Annotated in this window: 15 protein-coding genes and 5 tRNA genes; all 20 read right to left on the bottom strand. The window is 32.9% G+C overall.

Features of this window, described 5'->3' with window-relative positions; genetic code table 11:
- Positions 1–11: 11 nt before the first annotated feature.
- Positions 12–323 (bottom strand): DUF3467 domain-containing protein, encoded by a 312-nt coding sequence (locus tag H9I45_RS14930; RefSeq protein WP_088354333.1) that lies wholly within the window; start codon positions 321–323, stop codon positions 12–14.
- Between the two features lie 155 nt (positions 324–478).
- Positions 479–4,753, bottom strand: coding sequence for a DNA-directed RNA polymerase subunit beta' (gene rpoC / locus H9I45_RS14925; RefSeq protein WP_088354334.1), 4,275 nt, complete (start codon positions 4,751–4,753; stop codon positions 479–481).
- Positions 4,754–4,831: 78 nt separating this feature from the next.
- On the bottom strand, positions 4,832–8,593 hold the full coding sequence (gene rpoB / locus H9I45_RS14920) for a DNA-directed RNA polymerase subunit beta (protein WP_254712599.1): 3,762 nt from the start codon (positions 8,591–8,593) through the stop codon (positions 4,832–4,834).
- Between the two features lie 181 nt (positions 8,594–8,774).
- On the bottom strand, positions 8,775–9,149 hold the full coding sequence (rplL, locus tag H9I45_RS14915) for a 50S ribosomal protein L7/L12 (RefSeq protein ID WP_088354336.1): 375 nt from the start codon (positions 9,147–9,149) through the stop codon (positions 8,775–8,777).
- Between the two features lie 47 nt (positions 9,150–9,196).
- Positions 9,197–9,712 (bottom strand): 50S ribosomal protein L10, encoded by a 516-nt coding sequence (rplJ, locus tag H9I45_RS14910; RefSeq protein ID WP_088354337.1) that lies wholly within the window; start codon positions 9,710–9,712, stop codon positions 9,197–9,199.
- A gap of 19 nt (positions 9,713–9,731) precedes the next feature.
- Entirely contained in the window at positions 9,732–10,421 is a 690-nt protein-coding gene (gene rplA / locus H9I45_RS14905) for a 50S ribosomal protein L1 (RefSeq protein ID WP_088354338.1), read from the bottom strand.
- Between the two features lie 20 nt (positions 10,422–10,441).
- Complete coding sequence (rplK, locus tag H9I45_RS14900; protein WP_088354339.1) at positions 10,442–10,879, bottom strand: 50S ribosomal protein L11; 438 nt, start codon at positions 10,877–10,879, stop codon at positions 10,442–10,444.
- A gap of 75 nt (positions 10,880–10,954) precedes the next feature.
- The gene (gene nusG / locus H9I45_RS14895) at positions 10,955–11,503 is read right to left on the bottom strand and encodes a transcription termination/antitermination protein NusG (protein WP_088354340.1); all 549 of its coding nucleotides are present in this window, start codon (positions 11,501–11,503) and stop codon (positions 10,955–10,957) included.
- Positions 11,504–11,514: 11 nt separating this feature from the next.
- Complete coding sequence (gene secE, locus H9I45_RS14890) at positions 11,515–11,703, bottom strand: preprotein translocase subunit SecE (protein ID WP_088354341.1); 189 nt, start codon at positions 11,701–11,703, stop codon at positions 11,515–11,517.
- A gap of 74 nt (positions 11,704–11,777) precedes the next feature.
- Positions 11,778–11,849, bottom strand: a tRNA-Trp gene (locus H9I45_RS14885).
- 79 nt (positions 11,850–11,928) lie between these two features.
- Complete coding sequence (tuf, locus tag H9I45_RS14880; RefSeq protein WP_088354342.1) at positions 11,929–13,116, bottom strand: elongation factor Tu; 1,188 nt, start codon at positions 13,114–13,116, stop codon at positions 11,929–11,931.
- 60 nt (positions 13,117–13,176) lie between these two features.
- Positions 13,177–13,249, bottom strand: a tRNA-Thr gene (locus tag H9I45_RS14875).
- 17 nt (positions 13,250–13,266) lie between these two features.
- Positions 13,267–13,339: transfer RNA gene (locus tag H9I45_RS14870), tRNA-Gly, on the bottom strand.
- 13 nt (positions 13,340–13,352) lie between these two features.
- Positions 13,353–13,434: transfer RNA gene (locus tag H9I45_RS14865), tRNA-Tyr, on the bottom strand.
- A gap of 65 nt (positions 13,435–13,499) precedes the next feature.
- A tRNA-Thr gene (locus H9I45_RS14860) sits at positions 13,500–13,573 on the bottom strand.
- 107 nt (positions 13,574–13,680) lie between these two features.
- Entirely contained in the window at positions 13,681–13,989 is a 309-nt protein-coding gene (hpf, locus tag H9I45_RS14855; protein ID WP_088354343.1) for a ribosome hibernation-promoting factor, HPF/YfiA family, read from the bottom strand.
- 3 nt (positions 13,990–13,992) lie between these two features.
- The gene (locus tag H9I45_RS14850; protein WP_088354344.1) at positions 13,993–14,889 is read right to left on the bottom strand and encodes a tyrosine-type recombinase/integrase; all 897 of its coding nucleotides are present in this window, start codon (positions 14,887–14,889) and stop codon (positions 13,993–13,995) included.
- A gap of 203 nt (positions 14,890–15,092) precedes the next feature.
- Positions 15,093–15,290, bottom strand: a complete 198-nt coding sequence (rpsU, locus tag H9I45_RS14845; RefSeq protein WP_036822200.1) for a 30S ribosomal protein S21 — start codon at positions 15,288–15,290, stop codon at positions 15,093–15,095.
- A 404-nt stretch (positions 15,291–15,694) separates the two neighbouring features.
- Positions 15,695–16,861 carry an acyl-CoA dehydrogenase family protein gene (locus H9I45_RS14840; protein ID WP_088354345.1) on the bottom strand — a complete coding sequence of 389 codons (1,167 nt, stop codon included), beginning with the start codon at positions 16,859–16,861 and terminating at the stop codon, positions 15,695–15,697.
- A 20-nt stretch (positions 16,862–16,881) separates the two neighbouring features.
- Positions 16,882–17,775 (bottom strand): helix-hairpin-helix domain-containing protein, encoded by an 894-nt coding sequence (locus H9I45_RS14835; protein WP_088354346.1) that lies wholly within the window; start codon positions 17,773–17,775, stop codon positions 16,882–16,884.
- Between the last annotated feature and the right edge of the window lie 8 nt (positions 17,776–17,783).

The raw sequence follows: 17,783 nt of genomic DNA, 5'->3' as shown, positions 1-17,783 counted from the left end.
TTTTTTTTACTTTAAGCTTGTCCTGTAGGCCCAAAATTCATTGGAATTGGTGGTTGTTCATAATCTTTTATTTCTCCATGAGCTTCTTCAAACTTACGAACATTGTCTGCTAAAGCTTTAGTAAGTCTTTTTGCATGCTGAGGAGTTAAAATTATTCTAGATTTTACTTTTGCCTTTGGTACTCCAGGCATAATATTTATAAAATCTACAATAAACTCTGATACAGAATGGTTTATTATTGCCAAATTAGAATAAGTTCCTTCTGCAATTTCTTGATCTAATTCAATATTTAATTGACCTTCTTTATTTTGATTTTCTTCCATTTTAATAAATTTGTCAGGTCGAGCGCAGTCGAAACCTTAATTACAAATCTCTCGACTGCACTCGAGGATAAATAAAAAAAGTTGAATTGAATATTGTAATTAACTTACAGTAAACAATTCAACTTTTAAAATATTTAAACGTTTACACGTTATAATTAGAAACTTTGTTCTATTTCATCTTTAGGACCTACGATTATTTTATCGTAAGATCTCATTCCTGTTCCTGCTGGTATTTTCTTACCTACAATTACATTTTCCTTCAAACCTTCTAAAGTATCTACTTTTCCACTTACAGCGGCTTCATTTAATACTTTTGTAGTTTCTTGGAAAGAAGCTGCAGAAATAAACGACTTCGTTTGTAAAGATGCTCTTGTAATACCTTGTAAAACTTGTTCTGCAGTTGCTGGTTTTGCATCTCTTGCTTCAACTAAATTCTTATCATTTCTTCTTAATAAAGAATTTTCGTCTCTTAATTGACGCGCAGAAATAATTTGTCCTTCTTTTAAGTTCTCAGAATCTCCAGCACTTTCAACTACTTTCATTCCATAAATTGCGTCGTTATCTTTGATAAAGTCAATTTTATGAATTAATTGATTCTCTAAGAATAATGTATCTCCAGAATCGATAATTCTAACTTTACGCATCATTTGACGAACAACAACTTCGAAATGTTTGTCGTTAATTTTTACACCTTGTAAACGATATACTTCTTGAATTTCGTTTACTAAATATTCTTGTACTGCAGATGGTCCTTTGATTCTTAAAATATCTGAAGGAGTTGTTGCTCCGTCTGATAATGGCATACCAGCTTTAATAAAGTCATTTTCTTGAACTAAAATCTGATTCGAAAGTTTTACTAAATACTTTCTAACATCTTCAGTTTTAGATTCAACAATAATTTCTCTATTACCTCTTTTAATTTTCCCGAAAGAAACAACACCATCAATCTCTGAAACTACAGATGGATTAGAAGGGTTACGCGCTTCAAATAATTCTGTTACACGTGGTAAACCTCCTGTAATATCTCCTGCTTTACCAGATTTTCTTGGTATTTTAACTAAAGTATGACCAGACTCTACTTTATCTCCATCACTTACCATTAAATGTGCTCCTACTGGTAAACTATAAGAACGTAAAGCATTACCATCTTTATCTTCAATAATTAAAGATGCAATGATTTTCTTGTTCTTAGAATCAATCATTACTTTTTCTTGGAAACCTGTTTGCTCATCAATTTCTACAGAGTAGTTAATACCTTGCTCTAAATTGTCAAACTTCACTTTTCCACCAAATTCGGAAACAATTACACCATTAAATGGATCCCATTGTACAATTGCATCTCCCTTTTTAATGGTTTTTCTATCTTTATCAAAAATGATAGAACCATAAGGTAAAATATTTGTACTCTGTGTAATTCCTGTTTTCTTATCTACAATTTTAATTTCAGCAGTTCTAGAGATAACAATATCAACATCGTTTCCATCATTATCTTTACCTATTACTGTTCTTAAATCTTCTATTGTTACATTACCATCGAACTTTGCAACAAGCTTGTTATCTTCAGAAATATTACCTGCAACCCCACCAACGTGGAATGTACGTAATGTTAACTGTGTACCTGGCTCTCCAATAGATTGTGCTGCAATTACACCAACTGCTTCACCAATTTGTACTTTATTACGGGTAGATAAACTCTGTCCGTAACATTTTGCACAAATACCTCTTGAAGACTCACATGACAATGGAGATCTTACTTCTACACTATCAATTCCAGACTTATCAACTGCATCTGCTAATTGAGAAGTAATTGCTTGATTTGCTTCTAATAGTAGCTCATCTGTTAAAGGATGATAAACATTGTTTAAAGAAATTCTTCCTTCAATTCTGTCAGATAAAGATTCTACAATCTCATCATTTTTCTTTAAAGGAGCTACTTCTAAACCTCTTAATGTACCACAATCTTCTTCATTAATGATAACATCTTGAGAAACATCTACCAATCTACGAGTTAGGTAACCAGCATCTGCCGTTTTTAAAGCTGTATCTGCCAATCCTTTACGTGCACCGTGAGTCGAGATAAAATATTCTAGAATAGATAACCCTTCCTTAAAGTTAGAAAGAATTGGATTCTCAATAATTTCTCCACCTCCAGCTGTAGATTTTTTAGGTTTTGCCATTAATCCACGCATACCTGTTAACTGACGAATCTGTTCTTTAGAACCCCTTGCTCCAGAATCTAGCATCATGTAAACCGAGTTAAAACCTTGCTGGTCTTCACGTAAATTCTTCATAGATAATTCAGTTAATCTATTGTTGGTAGATCCCCAAACATCAATTACCTGATTGTAACGCTCTTTTTGCGTTAACATACCCATATTATAATTTCCTACAATGATGTCCACTTCTTTATTAGCTTCATCAATCATAGATTGCTTTTCATCAGGAATAATAATATCCCCTAATGAGAAAGATAAACCACCTTGAAAGGCAAATTTATATCCCATATTTTTTATTTGATCTAAGAATTCTCCTGTTGTAGGAATATCAGTAGCTTTTAAAATTCCACCAATAATTCCACGTAAGTTTTTCTTAGTCAATACTTCATTAATGTATCCTGCAGCAGGAGGAACTTTTTCATTAAATAAAACTCTACCAACAGTAGTTTTTATAATTTTTCTAACTTGTTCTCCATTTTCATCAACATCATAAGTTCTTACTTTAATACCAGCATTTAAGTCTACCATTTCTTCGTTAAAAGCAATCGTTACTTCTTCTGGTGAATAGAAAGTTAATCCTTCTCCTTTAATTGGTACTTCTGGAGTAGAAATTCTTTCTTTTGTCATATAGTATAAACCCAATACCATATCCTGAGAAGGTACAGTTACTGGTGCACCATTTGCAGGGTTTAAGATATTATGAGAAGCCAACATTAATATTTGCGCTTCTAAAATAGCTTCTGGTCCTAATGGTAAATGAACCGCCATTTGATCTCCATCAAAATCGGCATTAAAGGCCGTACAAACTAACGGGTGCAATTGGATTGCTTTTCCTTCAATTAATTTTGGTTGGAATGCTTGTATACCTAGTCTGTGTAAAGTAGGAGCCCTGTTTAATAAAACTGGATGTCCTTTAATTACATTTTCTAAAATATCCCAAACAACTGGTTCTTTTCTATCTATAATTTTCTTAGCAGATTTTACTGTTTTTACAATTCCTCTTTCAATTAGCTTTCTAATTACAAAAGGCTTGTAAAGTTCAGCTGCCATATCTTTTGGGATACCACATTCTGATAATTTTAATTCTGGTCCAACAACAATTACAGAACGTGCTGAATAATCTACACGTTTTCCTAATAAGTTCTGACGGAAACGTCCTTGTTTACCTTTTAAAGAATCTGATAAAGATTTTAAAGGTCTGTTAGATTCTGTTTTTACTGCAGATGATTTACGTGTGTTATCAAATAATGAATCTACAGATTCTTGTAACATACGTTTCTCGTTACGTAAAATAACTTCAGGAGCTTTTATCTCAACTAATCTTTTTAAACGATTGTTTCTGATAATAACTCTTCTATATAAATCATTTAAATCTGAAGTTGCGAAACGACCACCATCTAAAGGCACTAATGGACGTAATTCTGGTGGAATTACTGGTACTGCCTTCATAATCATCCACTCAGGATTGTTTTCTCTATTTTTCTGAGAGTCTCTGAATGCTTCAACAACATTTAAACGTTTTAATGCTTCTGTTTTACGTTGTTTAGACGTTTCTGTATTTGCTTTGTGTCTTAATTCAAAAGACAAAGCATCTAAATCGATACGTGCTAATAAATCAATTAAACATTCTGCACCCATTTTAGCGATAAACTTATCTGGGTCTGCATCATCTTTATATTGATTTTCTTGTGGCAACTCATCAACAATATCTAAATATTCTTCTTCTGTTAAGAAGTCCATTTTTTGTAATGGTTCCCCTTCAGGTCCTTTTGCAATACCTGGTTGAATTACTACGTAACGTTCGTAGTAAATTATCATATCTAACTTTTTAGATGGCAAACCTAAAAGGTATCCCATTTTGTTAGGTAATGATCTAAAGTACCAAATATGAGCTACAGGAACCACCAAATTAATGTGTCCTACTCTATCTCTACGTACTTTCTTTTCTGTTACTTCTACCCCACATCTATCACAAACAATTCCTTTATAACGAATTCTTTTGTATTTTCCACAAGCACATTCGTAATCCTTTACAGGACCAAAGATACGCTCACAAAATAAACCATCTCTTTCTGGTTTGTGTGTACGATAATTTATAGTTTCTGGTTTTAACACCTCTCCTCTAGAAGCTTCTAATATTGCTTCTGGAGATGATAAACCAATCGAGATTTTATTAAACTTTTTTACAGTGTACTTCTCTTGTTTTCTTGCCATGTCTTTTAATAAGTATTCAGTTGGCAGTATTCAGTTTTCAGTAGCATAATACTACTGAAAACTGGTTACTGAAAAAATTTATTCTTCTAATCTAACGTCTAAACCTAAACCTTTAAGTTCATGCATTAATACGTTAAATGATTCTGGTAAACCTGGTTCTGGCATAGACTCCCCTTTAACAATACTTTCGTATGTTTTAGCTCTTCCCATAACATCATCCGATTTTACAGTTAAGATTTCTCTTAAGATACTTGACGCACCATATGCCTCAAGTGCCCAAACTTCCATCTCTCCAAAACGCTGACCACCAAATTGTGCTTTACCACCTAATGGTTGTTGTGTAATTAATGAATAAGGTCCAATAGAACGCGCGTGCATTTTATCTTCAATCATGTGACCTAACTTAATCATATAAATAATACCAACTGTTGCTGGTTGATCGAAACGTTTACCTGTTCCTCCATCATATAAGTAAGTGTGTCCAAATCTTGGTACACCTGCTTCATCTGTATATGCATTAATTTGATCTAAAGATGCTCCATCAAAAATTGGTGTTGCATACTTTTTATCTAATTTTTGACCTGCCCAACCAAGAACAGTTTCATAAATTTGACCAATATTCATACGAGATGGTACACCTAAAGGATTTAAAACGATGTCTACTGGAGTTCCGTCCTCTAAGAAAGGCATGTCTTCTGCTCTTACAATACGAGCAACAATACCTTTATTTCCATGACGTCCCGCCATTTTATCACCAACTTTTAACTTACGTTTTTTAGCGATGTAAACTTTAGCTAATTTTAAAATACCTGCTGGTAATTCATCTCCTACAGAGATTGTAAATTTTTGACGACGTAAAGAACCTTGTAAATCATTTACTTTAATTTTGTAGTTGTGAACTAATTCACCTACATAATCGTTTAATTCTTTATCTGTTGTCCAAGAACCTGTTAAGTGTACATAATCGTCCACAGAGTTTAACATTTTAAGTGTATATTTCTTACCTTTTGGTAATACTTCTTCACCTAAATCATTAAACACTCCTTGAGAAGTTTTACCACTAATTAAAGTGAATAATTTCTCAATTAACTCATCTTTTAAGCCTTCAAACTTAGAAACAAAAGAAGATTCTAATGCAGTAACTGCTTCTTTATCTCTTAATCTCTTGTTCTTGTCTTTTACAGCTCTTTTAAATAATTTTTTATCAATTACTACACCTCTTAATGATGGTGAAGCTTTTAATGATGCATCTTTTACATCACCCGCTTTATCACCAAAAATAGCACGTAATAATTTTTCTTCTGGAGTTGGATCAGATTCTCCCTTTGGTGTAATTTTACCAATTAAAATGTCACCAGGATTTACTTCTGCTCCAATTCTTATCATTCCATTTTCATCTAAATTGCTTGTTGCTTCTTCAGAAACGTTAGGAATATCATTAGTTAACTCTTCAGTTCCTAATTTTGTATCTCTAACATCTAAAGAATACTCATCAATATGAATAGATGTAAATATATCTTCACGAACTACTTTTTCAGAAATTACAATTGCATCCTCAAAGTTATACCCTTTCCAAGGCATAAAGGCTACTTTCATATTTCTTCCTAAAGCTAATTCTCCTTTTTGTGTTGCATAACCTTCACAAAGAACTTGTCCTTCAGAAACTCTATCACCTCTTTCTACAATCGGCTTTAAGTTAATAGAAGTACCTTGATTGGTTTTTCTAAATTTAATTAAATTATAAGAAACTTCATCAGAATCGAAACTAACCATTCTTTCTTCTTCAGTTCTATCGTATTTAATTGTAATCTTATTAGCATCTACATACTCAACTACTCCATTTCCTTCAGCATTAATTAAAATACGTGAATCTTTTGCGACTCTACGCTCTAATCCTGTTCCAACAATTGGAGATTCTGGACGTAATAATGGAACTGCTTGACGCATCATGTTCGATCCCATTAATGCACGGTTGGCATCATCATGTTCCAAGAAAGGAATTAAAGATGCAGATATTGATGCAATTTGATTTGGAGCAACATCCATATATTGAACTTCTTGCGGAGTTACAACAGGAAAATCACCACCTTCTCTAGAAATTATTCTTTCTTCTTTAAAAGTACCTTTTTCATCAACAGGAACGTTAGATTGCGCAAAACGCATTCCTTCTTCTTCTTCAGCACTTAAATAAATTGGTTCATCAGTTGCAACAACACCTTCATTTACTTTTCTATAAGGAGTTTCAATAAAACCTAAATTATTCACTTTTGCAAATACTGCAAGTGAAGAAATTAAACCAATATTTGGTCCCTCTGGAGTTTCAATAGGACATAAACGCCCATAATGCGTATAGTGAACATCACGAACCTCAAAACCTGCTCTTTCTCTAGATAAACCTCCAGGTCCAAGTGCAGATAAACGACGTTTGTGTGTAATTTCCGCTAATGGATTCGTTTGATCCATAAACTGAGATAATTGATTCGTTCCGAAGAATGAATTAATTACAGATGATAATGTTTTTGCATTAATCAAATCTATTGGTGTAAACACCTCGTTATCACGCACATTCATACGCTCACGAATTGTTCTAGCCATACGAGCTAAACCAACACCAAACTGACCTGCTAATTGTTCTCCAACAGTTCTTACACGTCTGTTAGATAAGTGATCGATATCATCTACCTCTGCTTTAGAATTAATTAACTCAATTAAATATTTTATAATTGTAATAATATCTAATTTCGATAATACTTTCTGATCCATAGGCTCATTCAACTGAAGCTTTGTGTTCATTCTAAAACGACCAACTTCACCCAAATTATAACGTTGTTCAGAAAAGAACAACTTATCTATAATACCTCTTGCAGTCTCCTCATCTGGCGGTTCTGCATTACGTAATTGTCTATAGATATGTTCTACAGCTTCTTTTTCAGAATTTGTAGGATCTTTTTGTAAAGTATTATGAATAATGGCATAATCTGCCATATGGTTGTCTTCCTTATGAAGTAAAACCGTTTTAGCACCTGCTTCTATTATTTCATCTATATGTTCTTTTTCTAAAATTGTATCACGATCGAAAACTATTTCGTTTCTTTCGATTGATACAACTTCTCCAGTATCTTCATCTACAAAATCTTCATGCCAAGTTTTTAAAACTCTAGCGGCAAGTTTTCTTCCTAATACTTTCTTTAATCCAGCTTTAGAAACTTTAACTTCTTCTGCAAGATCAAAAATTTCTAATATATCTTTGTCTCTTTCAAAACCTATGGCTCTGAATAATGTAGTTACTGGTAATTTTTTCTTTCTATCAATATAAGCGTACATCACTTGATTGATATCGGTAGCAAACTCTATCCAAGATCCTTTAAAAGGAATTACTCTTGCAGAGTATAATTTTGTACCATTTGCGTGGAATGATTGCCCGAAGAATACACCCGGAGATCTATGTAGTTGAGAAACCACAACACGTTCTGCACCATTTATTACAAAGGTTCCAGAATTAGTCATATAAGGAATTGTACCCAAATACACATCTTGAACAATTGTTTCGAAATCTTCGTGTTCAGGATCTGTACAGTACAATTTAAGACGTGCTTTTAAGGGCACACTGTGTGTTAAACCTCTCTCAATACATTCTTGAATTGAATATCTTGGTGGGTCTACAAAGTAGTCTAAAAATTCTAATACAAATTGATTTCTTGTATCTGTAATTGGAAAGTTATCCATGAAGGTTTTGTACAAACCTTCTTCACCTCTTTCTTCTGCCTTTGTTTGAAGCTGGAAAAAGTCTTGAAAAGACTTTACCTGAATATCCAAAAAGTCTGGATATTCTTTAATCATTTGAGAAGTAGCGAAGTTGATTCTTTCAGTAGTGTTTTTCGTTGCCAAAAGAGAATATTTTTTTGATTAAAATCTGAATTAAAATAAAGAACGAATATATACACAAAATGGTTTAGGTCTAAAAACATTGTTTCTAGTACCTAAACCTAAATTTGTTTGCCCGAAACTTCGGGATAAAAGCTTACTTAAGCTCTACCTCAGCTCCTGCTTCTTCTAAAGATTTTTTAAGACCTTCAGCCTCATCTTTAGATACTCCTTCTTTTACTGCTGCTGGTGCGCTATCTACGATACCTTTTGCTTCTTTTAATCCTAAACCAGTTAATTCTTTAACTAATTTTACTACTGCAAGTTTAGAACCACCTGCTGCTGTTAAAATTACATCGAATTCAGTTTGCTCATCTGCTGCATCATCTCCACCTGCTGCTGGACCTGCTACTGCAACTGCTGCTGCTGCTGGCTCAATACCATACTCGTCTTTTAAAATAGTAGCTAATTCATTAACTTCTTTTACTGTTAAGTTAACTAATTGCTCTGCGAAATCTTTTAATTCTGCCATTTTAATTGTTTTAAATTTTGTTTATTTTAGTTTATTTGTGCGCGTAATTATTTTTCAGATAATGTTTTGATAATACCTGAAAGTGTTTGACCACCTGATTGTAATGCTGAAATAACATTCTTAGCTGGTGATTGTAATAATCCAATGATTTCTCCAATTAATTCTTCTCTAGACTTAATGTCTACTAAAGCATCTAATTGTTCATCTCCAATATATACAGATTCTTCTGCAAAAGCTCCTTTTAATAAGGGCTTTTTAGATTTCTTTCTGAATTCTTTGATTAATTTTGCTGGAGCATTAGCTGCTTCAGAAATCATCATTGAAGTATTACCTTTTAATGTTGTTGGAAGTTCACCAAAATCTTTGTCTGATGCTTCCATTGCTTTCGCAAGTAATGTGTTTTTAACAACTGATAACTGAACACCTGCTTTAAAACACGCTCTACGTAAATTTGAGGTAGTCTGTGCATTTAGTCCAGATATATCTGCTAAATATAACGTGTTAGTGTCTGCTAATACTGCTGTTAAATCTTGTATTACTTGTGATTTCTCTTCTCTAGTCATAATTATAAGTTTTAACGTATTAAACAGTTTTTACTTCAACAGCAATACTAGGACTCATGGTACTAGACATAAAAACGCTTTTTACATACGTTCCTTTTGCAGTTGTAGGTTTCAATTTAATAATTGTTTGTATTAACTCGTTTGCATTTTCTTCAATCTTCTTAGCATCAAACGATACTTTCCCGATTGCTGCATGTACAATTCCAGTTTTATCAACTTTAAAGTCGATCTTACCAGCTTTTACATCTTGAACAGCTTTTGCAACATCCATTGTTACTGTACCTGTTTTTGGGTTTGGCATTAAACCTCTTGGACCTAAAACTCTTCCTAAAGGACCTAATTTACCCATTACACTAGGCATTGTGATAATTACATCTACATCTGTCCAACCTCCTTTAATTTTTTGAAGGTATTCATCTAACCCAACATAATCTGCACCTGCTGCTGTAGCTTCTGCTTCTTTATCTGGAGTTACTAATGCTAAAACTTTTACATCTTTACCAGTTCCGTGAGGTAATGTTACAACACCACGAACCATTTGATTAGCTTTACGTGGATCTACTCCTAAACGTATTGCTAAATCTACTGATGCATCAAACTTTACATTAGTAATGTCTTTGACTAGCGCTGAAGCTGCTGCTAAATCGTAAGATATAGAGCTATCTACTTTTGCGTAAGCTACTTTTTGCTTTTTTGTTAATTTTGCCATTTTACTACTTTTTATAAAATTTATGCTGGTGCATTACCTTTTACTGTTAATCCCATAGAACGTGCTGTACCTGCAATCATTCGCATTGCTGAAGTAATTTCAAAGGCATTTAAATCTACCATTTTGTCTTCTGCAATTACTTTAATTTGATCCCAAGTAACTGATGCTACTTTTTTCCTGTTTGGTTCTCCTGAACCTTTTTTAATTTTGGCCGCTTCTAGTAACTGAACTGCTGCAGGAGGAGTTTTTACGACGAAATCGAAAGATTTGTCTTTATAAACAGTTATAACAACAGGTAAAACTTTACCTTGTTTGTCTTGCGATCTCGCATTAAACTGCTTACAGAACTCCATAATGTTAACACCAGCAGCTCCTAAAGCGGGTCCAACCGGCGGCGATGGATTCGCTGCGCCTCCCCTTACTTGTAACTTAACTACTTTACTAACTTCTTTTGCCATTTTAAAAATGTTTAATGATTTGTTTTAATTTGGAAGCATCAAAACAAATCGGTATTATATATACTTGTGTAACAATTATATTTTTTCTACTTGCATGTAGCTTAATTCTAATGGAGTTTTTCTTCCGAATATCTTAACCATTACCTCAAGCTTACGCTTTTCTTCATTCACTTTTTCAATCGTTCCATCAAATCCGTTAAAAGGACCATCTACAACTTTTACTGTTTCTCCTATGTTAAAAGGAATTGCTACGTTTTCGTCTTGAACTGAAAGTTCATCAACTTTACCTAACATTCTATTCACTTCCGATTTACGCATAGGAACGGGTTCACCTCCTTTAGTTTCACCTAAAAAACCGATAACTCCTGTAATTGCTTTTATTACGTGAGGAACCTCTCCTGAAAGATTTGCCTCAACCATAATATATCCTGGAAAATAAACTCTTTCTCTGTTTACTTTTTTTCCATTTCTTATTTGAACAACTTTTTCTGTTGGAACTATAACCTGACTAACATAATCAGACAAACCAACTCTAGAAATTTCTGTTTCTATATAAGCTTTTACTTTATTCTCTTGTCCTCCAATGGCTCTTACAACATACCATTTCATCACTGAATCAGCCATAATTTATTTTATTAAAATAATTTGAAATAATTATCTAATCCTGTTTGAAAAACATAATCTATACCAGCAACTGCTAATGCAAACAAAATTGTAAATACAGCTACAGTTACAGTTGTTTTTTGAGCTTCTTCTTTAGAAATCCACGTCATGTGGTTATTTAATTCATCAAAAGAATCTTTGATATATTGTATAAAGTTCATCTTACGTTTTTTATTTGTCGTGAATCGGAAATTTACTTTACTAAAAATAAATTCCTTTTCTCGTATTTTAATTGCACGGGCGGAGAGATTCGAACTCCCGACAGCTGGTTTTGGAGACCAGTGCTCTACCGCTGAACTACGCCCGTTTGTTATTTCATTGATAAAGGTATTCCGTTAAAAACGGAATACCTTTTATATTTATCAACTAATAAACTAATAAAAATATTAGTCTAATAATTCAGTTACCTGACCTGCACCAACTGTTCTACCACCCTCACGGATTGCAAAACGTAAACCTACGTTTAATGCGATTGGCTGAATCAAATCAACTGTAATTGTTAAGTTATCTCCTGGCATTACCATTTCAACTCCTGAAGGTAAATTAATAGTACCAGTAACATCTGTAGTTCTTACATAGAACTGTGGACGATAGTTGTTATGGAATGGAGTGTGACGACCACCTTCTTCTTTTTTAAGAACATACACCTCTGCCTTAAATTTAGCGTGAGGAGTTACAGAACCTGGCTTACAGATTACCATACCTCTTTTAATATCTTCTTTTGCTATACCTCTTAATAAGATACCTGCATTATCTCCTGCCTCACCTCTATCTAAGATTTGACGAAACATTTCAATACCAGTAATTGTAGATGTCATTTTCTCTGCACCCATACCAATGATATCAACAACATCTCCAGTGTTTGCAATTCCAGTTTCGATACGTCCAGTTGCTACTGTACCACGACCTGTAATTGAAAATACATCTTCAACAGGCATTAAGAAATCTTTATCAACTTCTCTTAAAGGCTCTTCAATCCACTCATCAACTTGCGCCATTAATTCTAACACAGTATCAACCCATTTTTGCTCACCATTTAAAGCTCCTAAAGCAGAACCTGAAACAACAGGACCATTATCTCCATCGTACTCATAGAAAGATAATAATTCTCTAACTTCCATGTCTACTAATTCTAAAAGCTCTTCATCATCAACCATATCAACTTTGTTTAAGAAAACAACGATACGAGGAATTCCTACTTGACGACCTAATAAGATATGCTCTCTTGTTTGTGGCATAGGACCATCCGTAGCCGCAACCACTAAAATAGCTCCATCCATTTGAGCAGCACCAGTTACCATGTTCTTCACATAATCCGCGTGACCTGGACAGTCTACGTGTGCATAGTGACGATTAGCCGTCTGATATTCTACATGCGAAGTATTAATTGTAATACCTCTTTCTTTTTCTTCTGGAGCATTATCAATCTGATCAAAAGATCTAGCTTCAGAGAATCCTGCATCAGCTAATACTTTAGTAATAGCCGCAGTTAAAGTTGTTTTACCGTGATCTACGTGTCCGATAGTACCAATGTTTAAGTGTGGTTTCGAACGGTCAAAAGTTCCTTTTGCCATAATTATTAATTTTAATTCTTAGTTTAAATATATTTAGTGTCTAATAATACGTATTAAATGAGCCAATGATGGGACTTGAACCCATGACCTCATCCCTACCAAGGATGCGCTCTACCAACTGAGCTACACCGGCTTTGTTGATTTAATTTGAGCGAAAGACCGGGTTCGAACCGGCGACATTCAGCTTGGAAGGCTGACGCTCTACCAACTGAGCTACTTTCGCATTATGTAAATTGTGGGGAGAGCAGGATTCGAACCTGCGAAGACGTAGTCAACGGAGTTACAGTCCGTCCTCGTTGGCCGCTTGAGTATCTCCCCTTTAATTTACTATTTTAATGAACTTAACTGTTTTTCTTTTAATTTTCAAAAACTTTAAGTTTTTGAGCCGATGGAGGGACTCGAACCCACGACCTGCTGATTACAAATCAGCTGCTCTAGCCAGCTGAGCTACATCGGCTTTTGTTATAAAAAAACAACCCGCTATTTCTAACGGATTGCAAATGTATAAAGTTTTTTTATATTCTAAAACTTTTTATAATTATTTTTTTACTTTTTTTTGTCTTTTTATGAAATTAATGAATCTCTGTGCTTTTCTTTAGATCTTTTTAATTGTCTCTTTAAATTATCTACAGCTGAATTAACACCTTCCTCAAAGGTTTTTGTTTCTCTTTTTACTATTAATTCGCTTCCAGGAATATTAATTTTAACTTCTGTTATTTTATTTTCTTTGTCACTAGTATTCTGAACTTTTAAAAAAACTTCTGCATCGACTATCTTGTCATGAAATTTAACTAAAGCTTCTACTTTCTTTTCTACAAACTTAATTAGCTCGTTGTCTGCATTGAAATTAACTGATTGTGTGAATACTTTCATAAATTATTCTTTTTGTTTGCTCCTAGGGTGAGCTTGGTTATACACTTTTTTAATTGCATCAAGACTATTGTGTGTATAGACTTGAGTTGAAGCCAAGGATGAATGCCCTAGCAATTCCTTAACTGAATTTAAATCTGCTCCTTCATTTAAAAGATGTGTTGCAAAAGAATGCCTTAGTATATGAGGACTCTTTTTCACCTTCGAAGAGACTTGACTAAAGTAAGAATTTATAATTCTGTAAACAAGTGTTTCATAAATTTTATTTCCTTTCTCAGTTATAAACAAAACGTCTTCTAAAATTGTGTATTGCTTTTTTAATATTAAATATTTTCTTAAAGTTTCCAAAACAGATTCTAATATTGGAGCAAAACGTTCTTTTTTTCTTTTTCCTAATATTTTTACAGTATTTTCGGATAAGTTTAAATCGGATTCTTTTATATTTATTAACTCTATTCTTCTTAAACCCATAGAATAGAAAAACTCTATAATTAGTTTATTTCTAACCGAAATAAAATCTTCTTTTAAACTAATTGAATTAATTACATCGTTTACTTCTCTTTGTGAAAATGGAACTTGTACCTTTTTCTCAACTTTTAAAGCTCTAAATTTTGCCAAGGGATTATTATCTATCTGTTCTGTTTTTTGAAGGTATTTATAAAATGATTTTAAGGATGTTCCTTTTCTATTAACACTTCTATTAGAAATCCCTAAATTAATTAAATAAACTACCCAACTTCTTACAATTGGATAATGCACCTCTAGTAGGTTTTCTATATCATATTCCGTTTCACAAAAATCTTTGAAAGACAACAAATCTGTTTTATACGCAGTAACTGTGTGTTTAGAGTATTGCTTTTCTAGTGAAAGGTATTCCAAGAAAGATTCTACAGGGGTGTTCAAAATTTAATTTTCTGGATTTGAATTTATTTATTTTAAACTCAAAGTTAGTAAAATAAGGTATAAAAAAACTCGTAACATATTAATATGTTACGAGTTTTATTGTTTTAAAGTAAATTCTCTTATAAAAGAGTCTACTTTTAAGCGGAATTAATTGAACTTACAATTTTGAGAAAATCTTTTAGATTTTTCAAAAAGGAGTTTAATTAACCTACTTCTTCTTGTGTTCTTAATCTTTGAACGTAAGAAGCTTTTATTCTTTGAGCTCTATTTGCTACTGAAGGTTTTGTAAAGTTCTTTCTAGCACGCAAGTTCTTCATCGTTTTTGTACGATCGAATTTTCTCTTATAACGCTTTAAAGCTCTATCGATGTTTTCTCCTTCTTTAATAGGTATAATTAACATAAGTTGGCACCTCCCTTCATAGTATCTTTATATTTTGAATAGTATTTAAACTATTTGGTTTATTTTTTGGACTGCAAATGTAATTACAAATTATGAATTGACAATTCTAAAATCTAAATTATTTTTACACCCTGAATTTGCGTTAGGGATTGTAGTGGAAATCCTTTTGCCTTTTTTAAGGCAAAAGATTGTAGCGAAAAGCTCGACCTTTAGGGAACGCCCAAAAGAGTTTACAGTTTTTTTTAGTTGGCAGTTGGCAGCCACAATGTTTAGTCGCAGTTTTCAGTCTTAAGATTAGGACCTGTTATTTGTTTTTATGATAAAATACAATATCCTGCAAAATTTTAAAATCTTGCAGGATATTTTAGAAATAAAGCAAGGGAGCATACTCCCTCATTTATAAATTATGTTGCAGGCTTGTACTCTTTATTGTCGATTACCATTTTAGCGATAATCTCTTTTAAGATTTCCGAAGTTCCTCCACCAATTGGCCCTAATCTACTATCTCTAAATAAACGTGCCATTGGATAATCTTCCATATATCCATAACCACCCAATAATTGTAATGCGTCGTAAATTACTTCGTCTGCCATTTTTGTTGACAGCATCTTTGACATACTCGCTTCTTTTACAACATATTGACCATCGTTTAAACGCTTTGTAATTGAATAGTTATACTCTTTACACATATCTACTCTACTTGCCATTTCTGCAATTTTATGTCTTAAAACTTGAAACCTATCTAAAGATTTACCAAAAGCAACACGTTCTTGCATGTAACCAATTGCATATTCTACTGCATATTCTGCTCTTGCATGTGCATTGATTCCCATAATTAAACGCTCTAAAGCGAAATGTTGCATAATATAAGGAAAGCCTTTACCTTCTTCTCCCATTAAGTTTGAAGCTGGAATTTCTACATTATCGAAAGCAATTTCTCCTGTATCTGAAGCGCGCCAACCTAATTTATTTAATTTGGTTGCAGAAACTCCTTTTGTATCTCTATCTAAAACAAAAATACTAATTCCTTTGTATTTATCTGAAGGATCTGTTTTTGCTGCAACTATTAAATAGTCTGAATAAATTCCGTTTGTAATAAATGTTTTAGAACCGTTTAAAATGTATTTATCTCCTTGCTTTATTGCTGTTGAACGCATTCCTGCAACATCTGACCCACCAAAAGGCTCTGTGATACACAAACAACCAATCATATCTCCTTCTACACTTGGTACTAAATATTTATTTTTTATAAAATCGTCACCTTCTTTATTTAGGTGTGTCATTGCTAAATATTCATGTGCCCACATTGCAGCTGCAAATCCACCAGAATTTACTTTCTGTAATTCTTCTAAAAAAATTACTGTGTAAAAAAGGTCTAAACCCATTCCACCAAATTCTTCTGGAGTATTTAAACCAAAGTACCCCATTTCTCCAAACTTTTTCCAAATGAAACGTTCTATAGTTCCAGTTTTCTCCCACTTTTCTATGTGAGGCACTACTTCTTTTTTCAAAAATTCTTTAAAACTTTCACGAAAAGCTTCGTGTTCTTCAGTAAAATACATACTATTCATATAGCACTAGTTTGAGTTGTTTATTCTGCCACCAAATATAAGACTATTCTCTCATATTTATCTAACGGAAAACCTTCGATATTTTTTAATTCGGAAATATTTTGAAGTTCTGCAACTTCGTCTCTGTAATTAAAAATCTTCTTACACAGTTCGTAGTTTATATAGGGATTTTTAAGCAACTGCTTGAAAGTTATAGTATTTACATTTTGAGTTTTAATTGTTGGTTTATCAATTATTTTAAATGTTTCTAATACTCTATTTGCTACATCTTTCTCCAAATTCCAAACTTCGTAAATTTGATCTTGAAATGAAAATCCTTGTAATTTAGAACGATACTTAATAATTCTTTCTGAAAAAGCAGGCCCAATTCCACTTATCGATTGAAAATCTTCTGCAGTTGCCTTGTTGATATCAGTTGTTGAAATCGGTTTCCTTATTCTTTTGATAGAAGTATTACTATTCTTATAATAACTTTTATTTGTTTGCTGATTTCTTTTAACAACCCAGTCTGGAAATTTAAAATAAGGAGAAATCTTATGAAGTAAAGTGTCTGAAACTTTGGTTATCTGCTGAAATTCTTTTTTTGAGTTGACGAATTTATTTGTTTTTCTATATGCTAACAATCTATCTATTTCATCCAAAGACATTCCTAACTGCTCACCTCTAAAATCTGTAATATAATTTGGGTTGAAAGGGTAAATTTTTGGCTTTCTGTTTTCTATTTCAACTTTTTGAAGACTGTCTATTTTGTGCTGAAAAGCTAACACTTCTGGGGAATTTGTGTCTATTATTTTATCCGAAGAAAAATCAACAAAAACAATAATACATTGGAAGGCAATTATTAGTAATACTAAAAGAAAAACCCCATTTCTTTGGCTTTTGTTATACCAGAAATGGGATTTAAATATGTTCATTTTATAAA

The sequence above is a fragment of the Polaribacter haliotis genome, from assembly GCF_014784055.1.
GTDB lineage: Bacteria > Bacteroidota > Bacteroidia > Flavobacteriales > Flavobacteriaceae > Polaribacter > Polaribacter haliotis.
Note: the sequence above shows the minus strand (reverse complement) of the source record. Positions and strands in the feature narration are given on the sequence as shown.